At 38.3% G+C, this 22,401-nt stretch carries 22 protein-coding genes, 4 tRNA genes and 1 riboswitch; of the genes, 20 read left to right on the top strand and 6 right to left on the bottom strand.

Features of this window, described 5'->3' with window-relative positions; all coding sequences use genetic code 11:
• Window positions 1-50: 50 nt before the first annotated feature.
• Window positions 51-1,337 carry a glutamyl-tRNA reductase gene (hemA, locus tag FHR28_RS18860; RefSeq protein WP_056514355.1) on the bottom strand — a complete coding sequence of 429 codons (1,287 nt, stop codon included), beginning with the start codon at window positions 1,335-1,337 and terminating at the stop codon, window positions 51-53.
• A 107-nt stretch (window positions 1,338-1,444) separates the two neighbouring features.
• Between hemA and FHR28_RS18855 the strand changes: the two genes are divergently transcribed.
• The 11 genes from FHR28_RS18855 (at window position 1,445) to panD (ending at window position 7,563) form a co-directional block, all read left to right on the top strand.
• On the top strand, window positions 1,445-3,127 hold the full coding sequence (locus tag FHR28_RS18855) for a tetratricopeptide repeat protein (protein ID WP_004819617.1): 1,683 nt from the start codon (window positions 1,445-1,447) through the stop codon (window positions 3,125-3,127).
• Between the two features lie 8 nt (window positions 3,128-3,135).
• Window positions 3,136-3,744, top strand: coding sequence for a lipoprotein insertase outer membrane protein LolB (lolB, locus tag FHR28_RS18850; protein ID WP_004722492.1), 609 nt, complete (start codon window positions 3,136-3,138; stop codon window positions 3,742-3,744).
• A gap of 25 nt (window positions 3,745-3,769) precedes the next feature.
• Window positions 3,770-4,603, top strand: coding sequence for a 4-(cytidine 5'-diphospho)-2-C-methyl-D-erythritol kinase (gene ispE / locus FHR28_RS18845; protein WP_016539189.1), 834 nt, complete (start codon window positions 3,770-3,772; stop codon window positions 4,601-4,603).
• Between the two features lie 4 nt (window positions 4,604-4,607).
• Window positions 4,608-4,682 (top strand) — tRNA-Gln (locus tag FHR28_RS18840).
• Between the two features lie 30 nt (window positions 4,683-4,712).
• Window positions 4,713-4,787: transfer RNA gene (locus tag FHR28_RS18835), tRNA-Gln, on the top strand.
• Between the two features lie 19 nt (window positions 4,788-4,806).
• Window positions 4,807-4,881, top strand: a tRNA-Gln gene (locus tag FHR28_RS18830).
• A 91-nt stretch (window positions 4,882-4,972) separates the two neighbouring features.
• A tRNA-Gln gene (locus FHR28_RS18825) sits at window positions 4,973-5,047 on the top strand.
• A 35-nt stretch (window positions 5,048-5,082) separates the two neighbouring features.
• Window positions 5,083-6,036, top strand: coding sequence for a ribose-phosphate pyrophosphokinase (locus FHR28_RS18820; protein ID WP_004722497.1), 954 nt, complete (start codon window positions 5,083-5,085; stop codon window positions 6,034-6,036).
• Between the two features lie 97 nt (window positions 6,037-6,133).
• Window positions 6,134-6,430, top strand: coding sequence for a 50S ribosomal protein L25 (gene rplY, locus FHR28_RS18815; protein ID WP_004722499.1), 297 nt, complete (start codon window positions 6,134-6,136; stop codon window positions 6,428-6,430).
• A 20-nt stretch (window positions 6,431-6,450) separates the two neighbouring features.
• Window positions 6,451-7,029 (top strand): aminoacyl-tRNA hydrolase, encoded by a 579-nt coding sequence (pth, locus tag FHR28_RS18810; protein WP_004722502.1) that lies wholly within the window; start codon window positions 6,451-6,453, stop codon window positions 7,027-7,029.
• 153 nt (window positions 7,030-7,182) lie between these two features.
• Window positions 7,183-7,563 (top strand): aspartate 1-decarboxylase, encoded by a 381-nt coding sequence (panD, locus tag FHR28_RS18805; RefSeq protein WP_004722504.1) that lies wholly within the window; start codon window positions 7,183-7,185, stop codon window positions 7,561-7,563.
• 685 nt (window positions 7,564-8,248) lie between these two features.
• Here the strand turns inward: panD and FHR28_RS18800 are convergent.
• The gene (locus tag FHR28_RS18800; protein WP_004722508.1) at window positions 8,249-8,860 is read right to left on the bottom strand and encodes a GDYXXLXY domain-containing protein; all 612 of its coding nucleotides are present in this window, start codon (window positions 8,858-8,860) and stop codon (window positions 8,249-8,251) included.
• Window positions 8,857-10,686: a DUF2157 domain-containing protein gene (locus tag FHR28_RS18795; RefSeq protein WP_166783269.1), complete on the bottom strand. Its 1,830-nt coding sequence runs from the start codon at window positions 10,684-10,686 to the stop codon at window positions 8,857-8,859. The genes FHR28_RS18800 and FHR28_RS18795 overlap by 4 nt, the downstream gene beginning before the upstream one ends.
• Window positions 10,687-10,856: 170 nt before the next feature.
• A riboswitch (FMN riboswitch) is annotated at window positions 10,857-11,014 on the top strand.
• A 108-nt stretch (window positions 11,015-11,122) separates the two neighbouring features.
• On the opposite strand from FHR28_RS18795, the gene ribB reads away from it, so the two are divergent.
• A complete protein-coding gene (ribB, locus tag FHR28_RS18790) occupies window positions 11,123-11,782 on the top strand; it encodes a 3,4-dihydroxy-2-butanone-4-phosphate synthase (RefSeq protein ID WP_056514369.1) in 660 nt (219 codons plus the stop codon).
• Between the two features lie 210 nt (window positions 11,783-11,992).
• On the opposite strand, the gene FHR28_RS18785 is transcribed toward ribB, so the two are convergent.
• Window positions 11,993-12,475: a DUF1289 domain-containing protein gene (locus FHR28_RS18785; RefSeq protein ID WP_004722515.1), complete on the bottom strand. Its 483-nt coding sequence runs from the start codon at window positions 12,473-12,475 to the stop codon at window positions 11,993-11,995.
• Window positions 12,476-12,710: 235 nt separating this feature from the next.
• On the opposite strand from FHR28_RS18785, the gene FHR28_RS18780 reads away from it, so the two are divergent.
• The 3 genes from FHR28_RS18780 (at window position 12,711) to FHR28_RS18770 (ending at window position 15,927) form a co-directional block, all read left to right on the top strand.
• Entirely contained in the window at window positions 12,711-13,643 is a 933-nt protein-coding gene (locus FHR28_RS18780; protein ID WP_034618212.1) for a rhodanese-related sulfurtransferase, read from the top strand.
• Between the two features lie 494 nt (window positions 13,644-14,137).
• Window positions 14,138-14,713, top strand: a complete 576-nt coding sequence (locus FHR28_RS18775; RefSeq protein ID WP_004722518.1) for a DedA family protein — start codon at window positions 14,138-14,140, stop codon at window positions 14,711-14,713.
• 605 nt (window positions 14,714-15,318) lie between these two features.
• On the top strand, window positions 15,319-15,927 hold the full coding sequence (locus FHR28_RS18770) for a LysE family translocator (RefSeq protein ID WP_259191534.1): 609 nt from the start codon (window positions 15,319-15,321) through the stop codon (window positions 15,925-15,927).
• A gap of 72 nt (window positions 15,928-15,999) precedes the next feature.
• Here the strand turns inward: FHR28_RS18770 and FHR28_RS18765 are convergent, their stop codons facing one another.
• Window positions 16,000-16,524 (bottom strand): YecA family protein, encoded by a 525-nt coding sequence (locus FHR28_RS18765; RefSeq protein WP_004722523.1) that lies wholly within the window; start codon window positions 16,522-16,524, stop codon window positions 16,000-16,002.
• Between the two features lie 66 nt (window positions 16,525-16,590).
• The gene (locus FHR28_RS18760) at window positions 16,591-16,797 is read right to left on the bottom strand and encodes a PA3496 family putative envelope integrity protein (protein WP_004722524.1); all 207 of its coding nucleotides are present in this window, start codon (window positions 16,795-16,797) and stop codon (window positions 16,591-16,593) included.
• A 331-nt stretch (window positions 16,798-17,128) separates the two neighbouring features.
• Here FHR28_RS18760 and rpoD point away from each other — a divergent pair, with 331 nt between their 5' ends.
• From rpoD to FHR28_RS18735, 5 genes are all read left to right on the top strand, one after another.
• Window positions 17,129-19,072, top strand: coding sequence for an RNA polymerase sigma factor RpoD (gene rpoD / locus FHR28_RS18755; RefSeq protein WP_259191535.1), 1,944 nt, complete (start codon window positions 17,129-17,131; stop codon window positions 19,070-19,072).
• A 127-nt stretch (window positions 19,073-19,199) separates the two neighbouring features.
• Window positions 19,200-19,487 carry a YbeD family protein gene (locus FHR28_RS18750; protein ID WP_004722529.1) on the top strand — a complete coding sequence of 96 codons (288 nt, stop codon included), beginning with the start codon at window positions 19,200-19,202 and terminating at the stop codon, window positions 19,485-19,487.
• 171 nt (window positions 19,488-19,658) lie between these two features.
• The gene (gene lipB / locus FHR28_RS18745; RefSeq protein WP_166783268.1) at window positions 19,659-20,348 is read left to right on the top strand and encodes a lipoyl(octanoyl) transferase LipB; all 690 of its coding nucleotides are present in this window, start codon (window positions 19,659-19,661) and stop codon (window positions 20,346-20,348) included.
• Between the two features lie 79 nt (window positions 20,349-20,427).
• Complete coding sequence (locus FHR28_RS18740; RefSeq protein WP_004722534.1) at window positions 20,428-20,961, top strand: hypothetical protein; 534 nt, start codon at window positions 20,428-20,430, stop codon at window positions 20,959-20,961.
• A gap of 3 nt (window positions 20,962-20,964) precedes the next feature.
• Complete coding sequence (locus FHR28_RS18735; RefSeq protein ID WP_004722536.1) at window positions 20,965-22,149, top strand: iron-containing alcohol dehydrogenase; 1,185 nt, start codon at window positions 20,965-20,967, stop codon at window positions 22,147-22,149.
• The last annotated feature ends 252 nt before the right edge of the window (window positions 22,150-22,401 follow it).

Here is a 22,401-nt window from a genome sequence, read left to right as displayed (position 1 = left end):
TAATAGCTGGTGAAGCAAAAACATTAAATCACATTCGTTTTAAAAAATAATCACTTCGCTTTTGGTTTTCTTTCTTGTTCAAAAATATCCTGAATATTTTCTTTCATCCATTCAAAATGTGAAGGATCTTCATCCTGTGCTGCTTGGCGTAGCAAAATTGAAGATGGGTGCAATAACTTTTGCGTCAAACGATGTGCAAAATCCTCAAGTACATGTTGCGTATCCTCACCTGCCTGAATACGCTCTAAGGCATGCGACAACTCCATCTGGCGTTGTTCTTCACCGTGTTCACGAAACTGTTGAATCGTCCCACCTGCTTCTTTTACTTTTTGCTGTGTCACCAACTGAGTCACCAGTTGATTGACCATAACCTCTGCTTCGACCGCAGCTTGACGTCGTTGTGCTAAATTTTCATCAATTACACTTTGTAGATCATCCACACCGTATAAATACACACCATCCAAACTTTCAACTTTTGGATCTATATCACGAGGTACAGCTAAATCGACCATAAGCATTTGTTGATAACGACGTTTTTTTAAAGCGAACTTCACATCTGCATAAGCAATCACTTGATGCAAACTGCCTGTACAACTGGAAATTACATCCGCACGATAAAGCTGAGTAGTGAGTTCATCAAACGGAATAATTTCTACTTCAACACGATGTGCTATTTCTTGTGCTAATTTCTCTGCCCGTTCACGGCTTCGATTACAAATCAGGATTTTTGCAACGCCCATTTCAGCCAAGTGTTTTGCCACCAAGCTGTTCATTTCACCTGCAGCAACCACCATGACTGTAAGCTGTTCAGGCTTACTAAACACTTGCAATGCGAGTTGAGCAACAGCATATCCCATCGAGACAGCATGACTGCCGACTGCCGTTTCAGAACGTACACGTTTGGCTGCATAAAAAGCATATTCAAATATTTGATTCAGGTTTTGCGAGACGATTTCAGCATCTTTTGCGATTGATAGTGCTGTTTTAACCTGCCCAAGAATTTGCGGTTCACCCAGCATCAACGAATCTAAACCACTGGCAACCCGCATTAAGTGCGAAACTGCATCAGTATTTTCATAACGATATACATGATTTGACAATTGCTTTACATCAATACCATTGGTTTGGGCGAGCCAATTTAATACCATATCGGCATTTTCAGCCATGGCATAGACTTCAGTGCGGTTACATGTTGACACCACCACCATATCATTCAAATTTTGGCGAAGGCTTTCTACGGCAAATAAATCTTTTAATCGTTCTGGATTAAAAGCGATTTGCTCACGTAGCTCAACAGAAGCAGTTTGATGGTTGACACCCAATGCAAAGAAAGACATATCAGATCATCATTTCGCTAAATTTGTGCTATTGTGCAATAACGGTGTCATAAAAAGCATACTTGGATTCGGAAAAATTGCGTCAAATAAACAACCGCTTAAGCGGCATGACAATTAAGCAATATTCTACCACATTCTTACTGGTTGGTAGCATGGCTTCTAGTGCTCATATTAGAGCATCTGGAGAATTTTATCATGCTAAATATAATACTAATGCATTAAAACAAAGTATTATTGCTGAATTTTCATTGGCTTATAATGATACTGCAACTGCTTTACACAATTATACTGTGCTCGCAATTCGTAGTAATTCAACCACCATTAAGCAACGTGCCTTGAATGTTGCAATTGAACAAAACGATTTAAAAGCAGCTTTAGACATTGCCACCCACTGGGTTGTACAAGAACCTGAGGACGTTCCTGCAAAATTTTATTTGGCGCATATCGCGCTCAAATCACATGAATATGAACTTGCAGCAGAGACTCTGGACAGTATTCTCAATATTGACCCCAACGCTGATTTAGAAAAGATTTTAGAAGGAATTGCACCAGAATCAGAAGTAGATCGTCAAAATCTGCTCAATACGCTGAGAGCAAGTAAAGAAAAAAACAACCCTTCTGTTTTAATTCTAATTGCCGGTTTGGAAGCGCAAAACGATGAGATCGAACAAGCCTTAAAAACCGTCAATAAAGCGTTAAAAAAACGTTCAAAAGTGACTGGCTTTATTCTGATGAAAGCCAACTTATTAGAGGCTTTGGGTGACCAAGAAGCGACTTTAAATTGGTATGATCGAAGCAGTCGTAAAAACAAGTACAACTATGATATCCGTCTGGCAGAAGTCAAATATCTGATCAAGATTCATCAATCTGAATTGGCCTTAAGCAAATTAGAATCGATTATTCAAGCTTGGCCAGATGCTGAAGAAGCCCTATTTATTGCAGGTTTAACTGCGATTGATTTAAAAAAGCTGGATCAAGCTGAACAGTATTTAGTGGAGTTACGCTACTCGTCACGTTATCAAAACGAAGCATATTTTTATTTGGCAGTAAATGCTGAACGAAAGCAAAATGATGAAACAGCAAAAGCCTATTATCGTTTGGTTGATGGGAACTTATATACGGTTTCACGCCGTAATCTGGTCTCGATTTTTGAAAGACAAGACAAGATGAATGATGCTTTGCGGTTTTTAACCCAAGAACGTGTCAATTATCCACAACATGCAAGTTTCTTATATCAGGCTCAAGCCGAAATTTTAAAACGCATGGGCAATAAAAAAGCAGCGCTGAGATTACTCACTGAAGCAGTGAAGAACTTGCCTGATGATCCTGAAATTCTCTATTCAGAAATACTGCTTCTTGATCCATTTGAAGATCGTGATTTACTTGATAAAGCATTGAAACAACTCTTAACTTTAGAGCCAAATAATCCTGCTTATTTAAATGCTTATGCCTATACGCTTGCACTACAAAATAGACGTTTAGATGAAGCACGAAAGTATGCTGAACATGCCTTAGATTCTGCACCAGATCAGGCCTCGATTTTAGATACGCTGGGATATATTACATTCTTGCAAAATGATTTTGATGCCGCCTCGAACATTTTATCGAAAGCTTATAATTTGAGTCATAGTGTAAACATTGGTATTCGATATGCAAAATCTTTGTATATGCAAGGTGCCTTAGCTCAATTTAATGAAGTGTTACAACAACTCAAACAAAATCATCCAAATGATCCTCAATTAAATCAATTAGATTCATTAATATTACCGCAACATATTAAAAAGAGTTAATGACTTGTATGCGTCACATTCCACAGATCTTTTGCACCCTAACTGCTGTAACCGCTTTTACACTCACAGGTTGTCAACAAGTCGTCAAGCCAGCACAAACCACACCAACGCTTACAGCACCGACAGATGCCACAACGCCCCTGCAAAAACCGTCAAATCAATTTAATCTTGAAGGGAAAATTGGGGTGAAAACACCAAAACAGTCTGGCAGTGCGTTCTACACATGGACACAAGACCAACAAGATTTTAACATCCAGTTGAATGGGATCTTAGGTATTGGCAAAACTATTATTGAAGGAAAATCTGGAGAAGTTACCCTAAACAGCGCTAAAACAGGTTCGATTTCGGCTGAAACACCAGAAGAGCTGCTTGAAAAAGCCACAGGCTGGACTGCACCTATTACGCATATTGTCGATTGGGTTCAAGCTTACCCTGCCACTGAAAATGCACAAATCACCCGAGATAATACTCAACGTATTGCTCAAATCATTGAAGATGGCTGGACTGTAGATTTTAGTTATAACAATCAAGCGAGCTTGCCCAATAAGCTGATTTTAAAACAACAACTTGAATCTGGTCAGGAAAATCGTATTACAATGGTGATTCAAAACCGCTAAATCTACACCTTAGACAATGAAATCTATGATTCGTGTTCCCTCTCCAGCAAAATTAAATTTGTTTTTGCATATCACAGGTCGTCGTGAAAATGGCTATCACGAGTTGCAAAGTATTTTTCAGCTGATTGATTTGTATGACTGGTTAGAATTCATCCAAACAGAACATTCTCAAGCAGAAATCAGTCTTGAAGGTTTGAGTAACGTCGATTTGGAACATAATCTGATCTATAAAGCGATTCAAATTTTAAAACCTTATGCTACACAGCCGACTGGTTTAAAAATTCGTATCGAAAAGAATATTCCAATGGGTGCAGGTCTAGGTGGTGGTTCTTCCAATGCTGCCACCACATTGATTGTGGTCAATCAACTTTGGCAGTGCGGTTTAAATACTGAACAACTGGCTGAGCTTGGGGTTAAATTGGGTGCAGATGTTCCAATCTTTGTTCATGGTCGTAATGCTTGGGCAGAAGGTATAGGTGAACACTTAACATTCATAGACTTAGATCAAAAACAATACATTGTGTTAAAACCTGATTGTTTTATCAGCACTCAACGACTTTTTTCGCAAAAAACATTGACAAGAGATACGAAGCCTACTAAATTTTGCGCCTATCAGCTAAAGCCATCCAATTTTAGAAATGATTTTGAGCCACTGGCAAGAAATTTATATCCTGAAGTTGATGAAGCAATGCAGTATTTAGATCAGTTCGGTACAGCAAAGCTTACAGGTACAGGTGCTTGTGTTTTTGTTGAAGTCACTGAACAAATGAAGATTGATGATGTTTTAAATCATTCACCCTGCAAAGCCTATTTGGTCAACAGTTTGAATGAATCACCACTCACTCATTTTACAGTGTAATGATAGGGGCGTCGCCAAGTGGTAAGGCACCGGGTTTTGATCTCGGCATCCGTTGGTTCGAATCCAGCCGCCCCTGCCATCATTTTTCATCTGTAGATCGTTGTATTTTAGGGGCGTCGCCAAGTGGTAAGGCACCGGGTTTTGATCTCGGCATCCGTTGGTTCGAATCCAGCCGCCCCTGCCATTAAATACAACATCAAATTAGGGGCGTCGCCAAGTGGTAAGGCACCGGGTTTTGATCTCGGCATCCGTTGGTTCGAATCCAGCCGCCCCTGCCATTTTCTCAAAAAAGACAGAACGTAGTAATTTGTATTTAATGTTGATTTACCTTGACAGAGACATGCAAAAACACTAAAATTCTGCCGCATTAGGGGCGTCGCCAAGTGGTAAGGCACCGGGTTTTGATCTCGGCATCCGTTGGTTCGAATCCAGCCGCCCCTGCCATCTAATTCAAATCTGCCAACCGCCAAGGGTGCTTCATGCCCAATCTTGTCGTTTTTAGTGGAACTGCGCATCCACAATTCGCCCAAAAAGTCGTTAGCCATTTGCACATCCCTCTGGGAGCTGCTGCTGTAGGTAAATTTTCTGATGGTGAAATCACTGTCGAAATTACTGAAAATGTGCGTGGTAAAGACGTGTTTATCGTACAGCCCACTTGTGCCCCTACGAATGATAACCTTATGGAAATCTTAGTAATGGCAGATGCTTTGCGTCGTGCAAGTGCTGGTCGTATTACTGCTGTAATTCCATACTTCGGTTATGCACGCCAAGACCGTCGTCCTCGTTCAACTCGTGTTCCAATTACTGCAAAAGTTGTAGCAGACATGCTCACCACTGTGGGTATTGACCGTGTTGTAATGATCGACTTGCATGCTGACCAAATCCAAGGTTTCTTTGATATTCCTGTAGATAACATCTACGGTACACCTGCTTTGCTTGCTGACTTACGTCAACAACAACATCATAACTTGATGGTGGTTTCACCTGACGTTGGTGGTGTAGTTCGTGCACGTGCTGTTGCAAAACAAATGGGTGATATCGACCTTGCAATCATTGATAAACGTCGTCAAAAAGCCAATGAATCACAAGTGATGCATTTGATTGGTGATGTACGTGATCGTGACTGTGTGATTGTTGATGACATGGTTGATACAGCTGGTACTTTGTGTAAAGCTGCCGATGCACTAAAAACTTTTGGTGCTCGTAAAGTGGTTGCTTATGCAACGCACCCTGTACTTTCAGGTAAAGCACTCGAAAATTTAAGCAAATCTGTAATTGATGAATTGGTTGTTACCGACACAATTCCACTTTCAGATGAAGCATTAAAACTTGGTAAGATTCGCCAAGTTTCAGTAGCAAGTATGGTTGCTGAAACAATTCGTCGTATTAACAACGAAGAATCTATTAGCGCAATGTTCGATTCTTATCTATAATAGCGCCAAATTTTCAAAGCCCTACTCTTTGGTAGGGCTTTATATCACTGGGCTGGTCGAAAGTTCAGTCAATTACACTCAATGAGGAAATGTCATCATGGCAAACTTCGTATTAAATGCAGTAGCACGTGAAGAAGCAGTTCAAGGGAAAGGTTCGAGCCGCCGCCTTCGTCTTCAAAATAAAGTTCCAGCAATCATCTATGGTGGTTCTGCTGAACCTGTAGCGGTTACTTTAGAACTTCGCGAGCTTGTTAAAGCTTTAGAAAATAACTCTTTCTTTGAAGAAGTTATTGATCTTAACATCGAAGGTAAAGTTGAAAGCGTTAAAATCCAAGCTTTACAACGTCACCCAGCTAAAAACACACCAATGCACGCTGACTTTAAACGCGCATAAGTGTTAAATGGTGTAAATGAGTGAGTAAACTTTCACTGATTATTGGTTTGGGTAATCCAGGTTCTGAATATGCCCAAACCCGCCATAATGCAGGCTTTTGGTTCGTCGAACGCCTTGCAGAACAATATGGTATTACATTAAAAACTGATTCAAAATATAAAGGAATCAGTGGTCGTGGTAATATTGAAGGACAAGATGTTCGTCTACTATTGCCCACAACATTTATGAACCTTTCTGGTCAAAGTGTTGTTCCCTTTGCAAAATTCTACCAAATTAAACCAGAAGAAATTCTCATCGCTCATGATGAACTGGATATGAATCCGGGCGTCATTCGTTTAAAAACTGGCGGTGGACATGGTGGTCACAATGGTCTACGTGACATTGTTCCTCATATTGGTTCTAATTTTCATCGCTTACGTATTGGCATTGGTCATCCCGGCGCTAAAGAAAAAGTTTCAGGACATGTACTTGGTAAAGCACCAAGCAGTGAACAGACTTTAATGGATGATGCAATACACCATGCTTTAGGCAAAACAAAATTATTGGTTAATGGTGAGATTCAGCAAGCAATGAATCAAATCAATGCTTATAAAGCATAATTTAAACCTAAATTTTATGTTCTTTGTTCAACAATTTTTCTTGCCATGATTCATTTTTAAGAGCAAAATGCGCTTTCAAATGCATCCCCCCATTGAAAATTGTTGATTCAACACAAGATAACAATTGTAAGGGCTACTCTGGAGACGCAAATCATGCTATCTCGTTTATTAAAAGCAAAAATCCATCGTTGTGTTGTTACACAAGCAGAATTACATTATGAAGGTTCTTGTGCAATCGACGGTATTCTTTTGGATTTAGCTGGTATCCGTGAATATGAAGAAATTCATATGTGGAACGTGACTAATGGTAAGCGCTTTACAACCTATGCGATTCGTGGTGAAGAAGGTTCAGGCATCATTTCAGTCAATGGTGGCGCTGCACTTCAAGCTGATGTTGGTGATTTAATGATTATTGCCACATTTGGTGATTTTACCAATGCTGAAGCAGATGCGCATAAACCACGTCTTGTATATGCAAATCCAGACAATACAGTAAATCACACAGCAAACTGTATCCCTGTTCAAGTTGCATAATTGCACGCAGATGATTCAAGACCCGCAATGTTGCGGGTTTTTTATGTCTATTTCATTTAATTATTTTCAATAACAGCTATTTACACCATTATCATTATAATACAGACTAATAATCCATGAGTTAACCTTATCATTCTGAATAATTTCACCACTTCTCTTTTTCAAAGTGACAGGTGATCCAATATTTAATATTTGTGTCTTATTTAAACAATATTAAAAATATCTACCTTCATCCTTTATTCTTCTCCAGCCATCAGAAACAAGTTGTTGTTGTATCCGTGTCATTTCTTCACTAGACAAATTATCTCGATGTATCCGTATTGAAGCAGACGCGTTGCCAGGCCTAATCAATGATGGAATAAATTCTGGAGAATATTGGATAAAATACTTATTTTTAATTCCTCTAAAATTGATTATTTCTGGACTATTTGAATATGACTTATTCAAGCGACCTGAATAAAATGTAGATAAAACAAAAATAAATAATATTAGAAAAATAATCATATGGGAAAATTTGATCTGGTTATCTTTCACAACGACTATCCATACATATTATGGCTATGAAAACCAATAAGACTAAATTCAAACTGACTTAATCCACCATTTATTCAAAACACTTATTTCATGCATATTATTCGATGTTGCCTTAGCAAGTATCCGTTATAGTGAATAATTTAGACTTCAATTATTCAGTTCTTTCAGAACTAAAACCGTCCAACCAACTCCGCTTTGCTTCACAGCCCAAATCTTGTAAATGCTCTCCTCGTAAAGATGCAAGAATCGCATTGCCCTGCTGATCCACCTTAAACTCAGCATACGTTGCTTGCTGATAACATTCAGCTAAGCCTTCTGCAAATAAAAAGCTATTGGATGCAGGATAAAGTGATCTATGCCGATTATCAGGGTTTTTCAAAATCAATTTAACAGTTTGCGCATCTTTAGGCTTTTCAAAATAAGTATGTGCCACCTTTTTATGTTGATCCAATTCAACATAAGCCGTAACCGAAGGCTTATTTTCAATCACTTGATCAAAATAATGCCCTGAAAAGATATGATTTTCATCATTATCACTTGGATCTACATTGTTCTGATCACCCTGATTTAGCTTTTGCGGTGCAAAGTAAAGTTGATAACTCAGCACCATATAATCACCTTGTATTAACGAACGTGGATCAACAGGTTGTAAGTGGACATATATACTCTGACTATTCTTCAGATGCTGTTCATTCTTAAAAATGATGCCTAGAAAAAGAACAATACAGCTTAAAGCAAGACAAAGAGGAATGATTTTTTTCATGTATTTACTCCCTCTTTTGATTGGAATTTATGCAGCACCCAAGTCAGTACCAATAAAATTAATCCTGAGCTAAAAATACTTAGACTTTTAACAAGGAAGCTGACATTCAACGCGTAGTAAATAAACCATAAGGTTAACGCCAAAGTCACTAAAGCAAAACCATAGACAATCTTATCGTGCTGTGGCAATGCCCATGAAAGTATGGCGATACAAATAAAAATTTCAAAATAGCCATAAAATATCAGGACTGCTGCAAAAGCCAATAAAATCAATTGAGCAATCAAGCTAAATTGATTGTGAATCCTCAACACCATAAACAAAGCCAACCATAAAATAGGCAGCCCCAAGCTGAGAATAGGAAGGTATCTAATTTTCTCTAATTCATATTGTCCAAATAGTGTATAAAAACCCAAAGATGAAAGAATAATCAATAAATTCGTCAATGCTAAACTGCGTTGATATTGACTGGGTTGAATACGATGCACCCAAATCATTACCAGATAAAACCCATAACTTAGCAAGAGCAGAAATGAAAAGTTTTCAACAAAACGATTAAATCCAAGCAGAACGTTTAAATCCCAAATCAACGCAATACCTGATAAATATAAGGCAAATAGTTGGATAAAAATAAAGAACCAATGGCTGCGAATAAAATAACTGAGACACAGCATGGCAAATTGAATAAAGAAAATTGGAAAGAATTGGTCAGTTAATTCAAACGTGTGGAAAATCACAGCATTTTGCCCTGCGACCCATATACAATAAGCAAACTGTCTTAAAAATAAAGCTTGTTTGCTTCTTAAAATAAAGGCAGCCAATACCACAAAAATGGCCCCCATGATCAAGGAAAAATTGCCCCAAAATGTCAGCATCAATGATGCCAATAAAACACCTGCAATCCATGCCCCCACTGCGATAGGAATATTATTAAATTTGTTTTGTGGGATAAACTTAATCAATAAAAAAGTAATCAATGCAAACCAAGCGAAAACCACCAGTGCAATTGAAAATAATCCGAGCACTTCGGATTCACGAAACAGACTATTCATCCATTTGAAAATCACCAGCGTAAATGTAATCCCTAAACCTACTGCTGAAAGCACACTGCATAATTGATCTCTTTTTCGATAAAAATAAAGTAGCGCAATCGAAAGTAGAAAAAATGAAGAAATTAAATAAGCGATCTTAAGGTTTATCCATGTAAAAACCATGGCTGTGGCGAATGCTAAATTACTGTCACCATATAAAAATAGCCCCATATGCCAAATTGAAAGAATGCCAAACCATAAGACAAAGAGATAACGCAGCTTTTGATAACAACGAAGACAAAAATAAAACTGAAATAGTGAAAGGAGATTTAAGCTAAATAAAAATGTGACAGGATATTCATCAGCCCAAAATGTTTGTTTAAAAAACAAAAATAAGGTGAGTTGGCTGACAATACAGAGCAATGTAAAAACACCAATATTTGGACGATACAACCACGGCAGTAATAAAATAGACCAGATTAAAAATAGTAAATAACTATCTGCCCCTGTTTGATAAATTTGACCAATGACAGCCAAACTTAAACCAATCATCAAGCCACTTATTGTATGCAAACACTGTACTAAATAATCATGCTGAACTAAAAAAATACTTGTTACAGTACTGAGTAACAAGAAGAGTTGTGGAATTGCTAATTGAAAAAACTGAGGCAACATAAACCAATTTGCAGCGGTCAGATATAAAATACTGACTGCAATTAGAGCAAATCCCAAAACCTGTAAGTGTTTAACAAAGTCATCATTACGCCATGAATAGACATCTTGCTGAATCGTGATCAAGCTGAGTCTCCTTATTTTATGCTTTGCTATTTGTTGATCACTATGACCACAAATATTCTTTTAAATGTATAAGTTTAATTATTTTCTATAGCAACTATTGTTCTATCTATAGTACTGATCATTCTAAAAAAAAGCATCCATTTAGTAAAAAAGTGTCTATAATAAATGCACATCGCTTCAGGGCGGGGTGTAATTCCCCACCGGTGGTAAATTGGACGGATTTTCAATCCTGAGCCAACAGCCCACGAGCTTATCACGCTTAATCGTGATTCGCAGATTTGGTGAAATGCCAAAGCCGACGGTATAGTCCGGATGAAAGAAGACGACGTCACAGCTTAAAAATTTCAATATTCGCTATTGGAAAAGGTTTTGTAACGCCACTATTTCAAATGTCCTGAAATGTTCAACCGTATTTTAACTTTACGAGAGCGTTTCAATGTCTAGTTTAATTCAACCCGAAATTTTCTTTTCTGCACTATCCCCTGCAGACCAACGTATCGAACAAGCAATCGAAGATATGCGCCAAGGCAAACCTGTTTTGGTCATGGACGATTTTGATCGTGAAAATGAAGCAGATTTAATTGTTGCAGCAGAAACCCTCAATATTGAAACCATGGCACGTATGATTCGTGATGGTTCTGGTATAGTCTGCTTAACCATTACCGATGATTTAGCAGATCACCTTGAACTCCCACCGATGGTTCAGGACAATTCAAGTCAATTTAAAACGGCTTTTACCATCACCATTGAAGCAGCACAAGGTGTAACAACAGGCGTTTCTGCAAAAGACCGTACCACTACTATTCATGCTGCAATTAAAACAGGTGCTGTCGCAAGCGATCTGAATCGCCCCGGTCATGTCTTTCCATTGCGTGGTCGTAATGGTGGTGTATTAACCCGTCGTGGACATACAGAAGGTTCTATTGATTTGGCACGTTTAGCTGGTTTAAAACCCGCTGGTGTATTATGCGAAGTGACCAATCCTGATGGAACAATGGCTTCAGGCATTCAAGTTTTAGCATATGCACAAACGCATCATTTAACGCTTATTACTATTGAAGAATTGGTTCAGTATCGTTTAAAACACAATGTCTAAGAAAATATTTTAAGTCATCACATTTAGACAGAGTAAAAAAGCCAGTTCAAATCTTTGGACTGGCTTTTTAATATTGATTAGGTATTCTTGGTTAAAGTGCGATGAAATAACAGCGCCAGTTTTTGTTTTAATTTTTTATAAGTGGCACTGATTAAAATTAAATAGCCAAAATATCAAGCTGATGAATAATAAATCATTGAAGAAATAAGTTTAAACATCTTCCAAATGTAAAATACTTTGACGAATACCGTCTGCACGTAACCATGCAAAATCATAACTTGCATTGGCCAATGCCAATACACGACGTTCAAACTCATCCCAAAGCGGTTTTACCTGTTTCGCTTGAATTCCCAAACCACTCTCTTCTGCGAGATGTTTATTTTTTTCACAAATTTTTAATGCATGATACAACTTGCGCCCTTTAGAAGCAGAATCCATCACTCGTATACGTTTACCCAAAATAAAACCTTCAATATGTCTTAAATCGGCAAAAGGTAGCATCGGAATTAAAATTTGATCGAGCTGTGCATCCAGCCTCTTCCAAACGGCTAAACGTTGCGCTGAATCATATGTATTCCATTGGATCACTTCATGATTAAAACGACGGCAACCACGACAAACAGAATCACCAAATACCGTTGAACAACGACCAGCGCATGGCGTTAAGGTGGGTATCCGACGTTCGTTACTCAAAATTTACTCCTTACATCAACGATGTGACACACTTTTTTGGCACGAAATAATCATTTCGCAATACTATATATGGTATATAAAATATTTTAAAGCACTATATTTAGTATAAAAACCCATATTTTTTTCAGGGAATAAAAAAACACTACAAAGACTAGGGTTTTCTCGCATATTCATGTAAATCACGCTAAAATATGCGCCTTAAATTTTATTCTATCTTAAATATTTGGAGTACTCCATGAACGCTACTGTAGAACAGCTTGCACCTGTAGAACAGCAAGCGACCTCTGGTTGGGTTGTTGCAGCACTTTATCAATTCAAAGAAGTTCAAGATCCTGCTGATCTTCAACAACGTCTTTTAGACTTGGTAAAAACCATCAACCTTTGCGGTACTCTCATTATTGCAGGTGAAGGAATTAACGGAACTGTTGCTGGCGATCGTCAAGCAATTGATGTCATTCATCAATTCTTATTGAATGAAGGCTTTAATAGCATGGAATATAAAGAATCACATAGTGATGAAAAGCCATTCCGTAAAATGAAGATTAAGCTAAAGAACGAAATCGTAACTTTAGGTGTAGAGGTGAAACCTCGTGATCTTGTTGGACATTATCTTGATCCAAAACAATGGAACGAACTGATTGCGCGTGATGACGTGATTTTGATTGATACACGTAATGATTATGAATATAAAGCGGGTACCTTCAAAGGCGCGATTGATCCTAAAACAGAAACCTTTCGTGAATTTCCAGAATACGTAAAAAAAGAACTTGAACAGCATAAAGATAAGAAAATTGCGATGTTCTGTACAGGCGGTATTCGTTGTGAAAAATCAACATCGCTACTGCTTCAAGAAGGTTTTAACGAGGTGTATCACCTTAAAGGCGGTATTTTAAAATACCTTGAAGAAACCCCTGCTGATGAAAGTATGTGGGAAGGTGAATGTTTCGTATTTGATGGTCGTACTGCGGTGACGCATGGTATGGAAGAAGGCGAAAATATTAAATGTCATGCATGTGGTTGGCCACTTGTTCCCGAAGAAGCTGATTTACCAAGTTATGAACATGGTGTTTCTTGCAAATATTGTATTGATAAAACATCTGAGAAACAAAAAGAAGGTTTCCGTATGCGTCAATCACAAATTACTGCTGCAAAACGCAAACGTCTTTAGGGGCTGTTAGCATTTCATAAATGGCTTACGTTGTAGGTTAAAATTGAGCATGAGACGTATACGTCGTAAAGCATGAATGGAGAATAGCGAGACTATTTTCGAGTTTCATAACGAAGGCTGAGATAATTTTAACCACAACCCTGAGCAAGAACAAGGCACTGCTTTGTTTGCAGCGCAAGGTGCAGCGGGGGACTAGCGTGTTCTTTGTCGCTTCGTCGTTACGAACTACTCATTTAGAATGACTAAATTTCATATTTCGTGCCTAGTATCGCCTAAAAAACACGCGTAGTCGCAAACATAGACGAATTGTCAACAGACCCTAACCTTTATCAATTTTAAAATGCTTCACTCAACCGCAGCTCATTGGCTGCGATTTTTATTTAGATATTTTAACAACACAACAAATTCTCACTATATTTTGATAAATGAAAACCATACCATGTTCATAACGCCCTATTTTTATATATAAAATGACTGATTGGATTATTTCGATCATGGAGCAACTTGGTTACTTCGGTATTGCTCTTTTGATGTTTTTAGACAATGTTTTCCCGCCGATTCCCTCAGAAGTGATTATGCCATCAGCTGGGTTTGCTGCATCTAAAGGTCAATTATTATTATCGGGTGTAATTATCGCAGGAAGCTTCGGTTCACTGCTTGCTGCCGCGTTGTTGTATTGGGTGGGTCGAAAAATCCCAAATCAAAGCATTTTTAATTGGGTTGACCGCTACGGTAAATACCTTTTTATCAAATCTGAAGATGTCAAAAAAGCTTTAGATTGGTTTGAAAAATATGGACATCGCGTGGTTTTCTTTGGGCGAATGGTTCCCGCAGTTCGTTCTTTGATTAGTATCCCTGCAGGCATGAGTCATATGCCCTTTTGGAAATTTATGCTCTATAGCAGCGTAGGGACAATCATCTGGACCACTTTTCTTGCATGTGTCGGTTATTATTTTGGAAACAATATAGAACTCATGCAACAAATTTTTAGTCGTGTGGGCTATGTGATCATTGTCATTGTATTAATTTTAGTTGCTTATTTTTTCTATAAAAAATCAAAAGCACGCTAAAAATTATTGTGCACCCAGTATTCAGTTAAAACACACTATTTGTGTGCATTGAGTCGAGCAGACAAATTTGTGTTTGCTTGGCCGAGCTCTGTGTTCTTAACATTAGCCCTTAACATTAGCTGTCTGACAAATAATCAGCGAACTCTAAAAATAACCACAAAGACATTAGAGCTTTCATAAATCAAAATAATCATGCGGAATGAAGCTTGATAGTTCCTTCTCGCTGAGGAAAAGCTAGGATAAGAGGCACCATCTGTTGATTTATGGGTTTTAACAGGATTTATAAAAGAAGCCTATTGTTTATATTTTCTTATACTCCCCGTTTCACCAATGCCGACCAATTGAAACACGATCACCATATATAAATAGCATCGCTGTATAAAAATCATCCAATCGTAATCAATACACCACAGCGATCGTAAAAATTCACCACACATTCGATGTGACCAAAACTTCCGAGCGATTGAGAAATTTGAGTGAATTCAACGGCAAGCACTATACATTCCAAAAAATCATGCATTTCATCAAAATATTATCGCTTTAACCCAATACAAATATATGAAAAATATAAAAATAATTAAAACTGTGTAAAAAAGGATACATGAGTGAATGAAATGATTGCTGTTATCTTAATCACCTGCTTGGCAGTAATAAGTCCTGGCGCTGATTTTGCTATCGTGACACGAAACAGTTATTTATATGGTCGAAATATTGGATTAAGCACTGCTTTAGGTATTGCTTGCGGTGTTTGGATACATGTGGGTTATAGCCTACTTGGCCTGGGTTTTTTAAAAAATCATATGCCCTATCTTTTACAAACAATTCAATATATTGGCGCTGCTTATTTAATTTATCTTGGCTATAAAACATTCACGCAGGCAAAAATAAAACTGGATGAAATTGGTGTTGGTATCAGTAGCTGGCAAGCGTTTAAACATGGTTTGTTAACCAATAGCCTAAATCCCAAAACAACTTTATTTGTAATCAGTTTATTTGCTCAGCTGATGACTTCTACAGGAAATTCGACCATTCAGCTTTTTGCTTATGGTGCGTTTATTTCGTTGAGTCATTTTGTTTGGTTTGGCTTGATTGCCTTATTTTGTGCACATCCCCGCATACGAAATAAAATTTTAGATCGCCAAGTGGTGATCAATCGTGTGATTGGCCTTTTACTGTTTATTTTAGGTTGTAGCCTATTATTTGCACGGTTTTAACTATTGGCGTAAATCACCAACAAAAAAAAGCATGCCACTTTTCAGTGAGCATGCTTTTTTTATACGCGCAAATTAATTTGGTGTGTGGTACATCAAATAAATTTCATTTAGATTTTCAGGAATTTCTTCAGCAATCTCGTCCATTAACTGGCCATTGCGGCGGAAAGATTCCATTTGAGGATCTTCATCATCAATACCACTGAACACCATCATTGGTAGTGTGAGATCAACAACTTGATCTTCATATTCTGGTGCAAACCAAGCTTCTTCATTCAGGAACATTGCATCGACAAAGCCAACACTCCAGTCGCCTAAGCTTGATTCAACATCAGCTTCTTCAATTTCAAAAGGAAATGTAATTCCTTCTTCATTGGCTAAGTTTTGACGAATCGCTTCAAGCCATGCTTTGATTTGTACAATGATTTCTGCTGGAACTTTCTTTTGATTATTATCAAATAGCTCATCAAGCCATTTATCAAAAGTAGGACCAACCGCAATTGCGCATAAGAAACCATGAGTCGCTGCGAAATCTAGACCAAATTCATTTTGGTCACCATCTAGATAATCACTCAGTAGGTCTAAATCTAAAGCACTCATTTTGTTTCCAGTAAATTTGTATCAGATTTAAGCATAGCATTTTCCCACGCCATGCCCAATGAATTTTTAATCTTCGTCATCAAAATCATCGTCATCATCAATGTCATAATCAAAATCTTTTAAATCTTTTTCTAAACGACGTTGAGCAAGTAAATCATCGATCAAACGTCGCTTTTCTAAAGATTCTTTGGCGCTAATTTTGCTTGATGACTCATCGAAACTAACATCATCATCACCGTAGTTATCATCTAGTTCAAAATCTGTAGAAGACACTAAAACTACCTCATAATGAAAAAAAGTGAATGGGTCTAGGCGCTATTTATCTGTCTTCAGAAAACTTGTCAAGTTTTTTCCGTTTTTTTTACATTTAAATGCGAATTTGGGCTTTTTTCGAGCCCTATTTTATGTAATGATATAATCCACCCTGCGTCTTACTATTTTATGACATTTTCTGAATAGAAATCGCACGGGATGATCTTGAAAATAACAATTTCACCCCCACCTATTTGATTGAATTTAAATTCTGAATATTTTATCGGACAGTTTTATGCTGATTTCTTCCGATGGAATATGCGAGCTATTCAAAGATGTATTTTAACAGATTGTGCGATTACGCACGGTTTTTCATTGCCACAGATTCAACGAGAAGAGAGTAAAGATGAGCGAAATGCATTCCCCTACTTCCCAAGTAGCGGCTCTTATTAGCCGAGGCAAAGAACAAGGTTACTTAACCTACGCTGAGGTTAACGATCATCTCCCAGACTCGATCACCGAAAGCGAACAGATTGAAGACATTATCCAAATGCTTCAAGACGTTGGTATTCCAGTTCATGAACGTGCACCTGAAACTGACGATGCAATGTTCGAAGGGAATAGCGAAGCTGGCGATGAAGTTGCAGAAGAAGAAGCTGCTGCAGTACTTGCCTCTGTAGAAAATGAGCCAGGTCGTACCACTGACCCAGTACGTATGTATATGCGTGAAATGGGTACCGTTGAACTTTTAACACGTGAAGGCGAAATTAGTATTGCCAAACGTATTGAAGAAGGTATTCGTGACGTTTTACATTCAATTGCTTACTGGCCAAATGCTGTAGAAGTTGTTTTACAAGAATATAAAGATTATGAAACTGGCGAACGTCGCCTTGCCGATATTTTATCAGGCTATTTAGATCCTGAATCTGACGAAGTGATTCCAGAAGTTTTAGAAGACGAAGCTGAAGTTATCGTTGAAGAAGAAGATACTTCTGCAAAACCGACTAAAGAAGTGAAGTTGGATGATGAAGACGAAGAAGAAGAGTCTGAAAGTGATGACGATTCTGAAGGTGAATCTGGTCCAGATCCTGAAATTGCGAAAGCGCGTTTTGAAGAGCTAGAAGCAGTTTGGAACAGTGCAAAAGTCGCAATTGCGCAACATGGCCGTAACAGTACTCAAGGTACTGAGGCAATGGAAGCACTGGCAACTGTGTTTATGATGTTTAAATTTACACCGCGTTTATTTGACATCATTTCAGAAATGATTCGTGGCACGCACGAACAAATTCGTACCTCTGAACGTGAAGTGATGCGTTATGCAGTTCGTCGTGGTCGTATGGATCGTACACAATTCCGTACATCATTCCCAGGTCAGGAATCAAATCCTGCCTGGTTAGATGAACAAATTGCAAAAGCACCTGCTGAACTAAAAGGCTATTTAGAAAAAGTTCGTCCAGATGTATTGGCATTCCAACAAAAGATTGCTGATATTGAAAAAGACCTTGATCTAAACGTTAAAGAAATTAAAGACATTTCTAAACGTATGGCGATTGGTGAAGCCAAAGCTCGTCGTGCCAAGAAAGAAATGGTTGAAGCCAACTTACGTTTGGTAATTTCAATTGCGAAAAAATACACAAACCGTGGTTTACAATTCTTGGATTTGATTCAAGAAGGTAACATTGGTTTGATGAAAGCGGTAGACAAGTTTGAATACCGTCGTGGTTACAAGTTCTCGACCTATGCAACATGGTGGATTCGTCAGGCGATTACCCGTTCAATCGCGGACCAAGCACGTACGATTCGTATCCCTGTACATATGATCGAAACGATTAACAAGATCAACCGTGTATCTCGCCAATTACTTCAAGAAATGGGTCGTGAACCGACTCCTGAAGAATTAGGTGAACGTCTAGAAATGGACGAAGTTAAAGTGCGTAAGGTGCTTAAGATTGCTAAAGAGCCAATTTCTATGGAAACGCCAATCGGTGATGATGAAGATTCTCATCTTGGTGATTTCATTGAAGATAGCAACATCACTTCTCCAGTAGATGCTGCGACTTCAGAAGGCTTAAAAGAAGCAACACGTGAAGTACTTGAAAACTTAACTGAACGTGAAGCGAAAGTCTTAAAAATGCGTTTTGGTATCGACATGCCGACTGACCACACTTTGGAAGAAGTAGGTAAACAGTTTGATGTAACACGTGAACGTATTCGTCAGATTGAAGCCAAAGCTTTACGTAAACTTCGTCATCCTTCTCGTTCAGAACATTTACGTTCGTTCCTTGAAAATGACTAAGTTGAATTTGTTCAATCTATGAATACTTTCGGGACTTGAAAATCAATCGAGTAACCCCATTAAGTATTTAAGAGAAACACAATGCCTGCACTTATGCAGGCATTGTTGATAAATTAGAGGTGAAAAAATGTTAGACCGCACTCCATCTCGCGAATTACAAGAAGATCTTTGGGTTTTTCCAATGGATTACCCAATTAAATTGATTGGTAATGCGGGTGAAGAATTACGTGGTGCTGTAGTTGAAATTTTGGTAAAACATTTCCCTGAATTTAATGAAGCGACACTTGTTGTACAACCATCACGTACTGGTAAATATCATTCGATTACGGCTCAATTACGTTTTGAAGAGCTTGAGCAAGTGCATGCCTTGTATGCTGACCTTGCTGCTTGCGAACATATTCGTACTGCCTTGTAATGCTGAAATGAATTAAAAAACACGCCACAATGGCGTGTTTTTTTGCACCCTGATTTTATCGGGGAATATGCCCTGCTGGCTTATTTGCAAATGATCAGCAATTGCTTTCACTTTTCCAAACTAAATTTCTTTATAATTAAAGCGATTTCTATATTTTAAGGGCACTTGTCTGTGAACGATGCTGTTCTAAAACCACATCTGATTATTCGTCAATATCAAGACTTAACGCCTTATGCCGAGCGTTTTCAGGAAATGAAATCTTTTTCTGAACAACGTGATGAAAACTCTCCAGATCAACTTTGGATCTTGCAACATCCTGACGTACTGACTCAGGGGCAAGCCGGCAAACCTGAACATATTTTAATGCACAGTGATATCCCTGTTGTTCAATCAGATCGTGGTGGACAAGTTACCTGGCATGGTCCTGGTCAAATGGTGATTTATTTCATGTTTGATTTAAATCGCTTGAAATGGAATGTGCGTACATTGGTCACTTATGCAGAGAACTTAATGATCAATCTGCTCAAGAAATATGATGTCGATGCCTATGCCAAAGCTGATGCACCAGGTGTTTATGTCAACGAACGTAAAATTGGTTCACTGGGCTTTAAAATCCGCAGAGGACGTAGTTATCACGGGTTAGCATTAAATATTGATTGTAACTTAGATGGCTTCCATACCATTAACCCATGTGGTTATGCAGGTTTAGAAATGGTCCGTGTCAGCGATTTGATTAAAAACTACCCTGATTACGAGCAACTATCAAAAGATGTGATTGAGTATTTTCAACAGAGTGGTTACTTTAATGATATTGAAGTCATCGACAAAAAATCAAATGACCATGAAGTCATTCACAAATAAATCGCTTTATTTTTATCTGAAAACAAATTAGAGTAATTACTCTAAAACAAAAGTACAATTTTATATAAGGGACTAACGAGTGATTTCAAGTAAATCTATCAAACCCGCTTTAGAACAAGCCTATGTCAAACTCATGATGGATGTGATTGGCAGAGGTTTGGTCATGGCGAGTCAAGTTGATGATGAAATTAAACATGAAGTATCTGTACTCCCTGTTGGTTTTACATTATCAATGAAAGTTTTTCCAAACGGCGCTTCATTTATTGCCAGAGTCAATCAAAACAAGCAACTTGAACTGGTTAAATCTTTAGACGCTAAGCCGGATCTATCGATTATTTTCAAACATGTTCATCATGCTTTTTTAGTCTTTTCATTTCAGGAAAGTACAGCTCAAGCTTTTGCAAATGACCGTATGATCGCAGATGGAGATGTGGCACACGCCATCCGTTTAGTGCGTTGTCTGAATAAAATGGAAGCATTAATTTTACCTAAACTGGTTGCTGAACTCGCGGTAAAAGAATATCCATCAGAATTAAGTTTAAAAGAAAAATTAGCGGGCGCTGCAAATATCTATCTTAAAGTTGCCCAATCATATTTAAAAGGGAGTGCTTAACACATGGCTAAACCATATTACGAATTTTTCTGTCCTGTAAAAGTGATCGCTGGTCATGCTGCACTCGAACATATTCCTTTCGAACTTGCATCATTAGGCGCTAAACGCCCAATGATCATCACCGATAAAGGTGTGCGTGCCAATCACCTTTTAGCACCTATTGAAGCTGCATTTGAATCTACTGATATTGAAATTGGCATTATTTTCGATGATGTTCCACCTGATTCAAGCCTTGAAACAGTTCGTGCTGCAGCACAAGCGTATCGTGAAAATAACTGTGATGCGATTATTGCTGTGGGTGGTGGCTCGGTTATTGATACCTCTAAAACAGCCAATATTTTAGTCTCTGAGGGTGGCGATGATTTACTTAAGTATTCAGGTGCACACAACCTCCCTCGCCCACTTAAACCTTTTTTTGTGATTCCTACGACATCAGGTACAGGCTCAGAAGTGACCTTGGCTGCGGTCGTATCTGACAATCAAAAAAATGTAAAAATGGCATTTGCCTCAAATTACTTAATGCCGCATGCGGCGATTCTCGATCCGCGTATGACCCAAACATTGCCACCACATCTGACAGCAATGACAGCGATGGATGCCATGACACATGCTGTAGAAGCCTATACCTGTATTGCAGCCAATCCAATTTCCGATGCGTATGCAACTGCTGCTATCAAAAAGATCAGTACAAGTTTATTTGATGTACTGGATCATCCTAGTGATGCAACAGGTCGCTTAGAACTTGCTCAAGCCTCAACAATGGCAGGCATTGCATTTTCTAACTCTATGGTTGGTATTGTGCATTCTCTTGGTCATGCTTTAGGTGCAGTAGCGCATTTGCCTCATGGCTTATGTATGAATCTCTTTCTTCCTTATGTTTTGGAATACAACAAGGAAGTGAATGGTGACAAGATTGCCGATCTATTATTGCCACTTGCTGGTGCTGATATTTACGCACAGACCCCTGCAAACCAGCGTGCAGATAAGGCCATAGAGACGTTAAATACCATGCGTGATCGTGTCTATCATTTGACTAAGCTTCCACGTACCTTGAGTGAAACAGGTAAAGTTACTCAAGCACAGCTGGATGAAGTTGCCGAAAAAGCACTCAATGACGGCTCAATTATTTTCAATCCGAAAGAAGCAACCTTTAAAGATTTAAAGTCAATCTTAGAAAAAGCTTGGTAATTGTCTAAAATTGCGACAATATAGAGGGAGCTATTGGCACTAAGTCTATGTTTGCAGTGATGTAGTCTACAGATGAAATGTTGACAGCCCCCGATAGTAAATAGCCTGATGTTTATCTAAACATCGGGCTTTTATCTTGCAGAATGGGCAGTCACTTATTTTTTGATCAAGATGGCACGTTTTCTGCTAAAAAAGCCAACAAAGTTACTGACAAATGTGACCTTTTAGAGTAGATTGGCGCACTTTTGTTTT

This window comes from Acinetobacter sp. BIGb0196, from assembly GCF_011759595.1.
In the GTDB taxonomy this organism is placed as follows: domain Bacteria; phylum Pseudomonadota; class Gammaproteobacteria; order Pseudomonadales; family Moraxellaceae; genus Acinetobacter; species Acinetobacter guillouiae.
The sequence above is the reverse complement of the archived record's forward strand: the minus strand, read 5'-3'. Positions and strand labels throughout refer to the sequence as shown.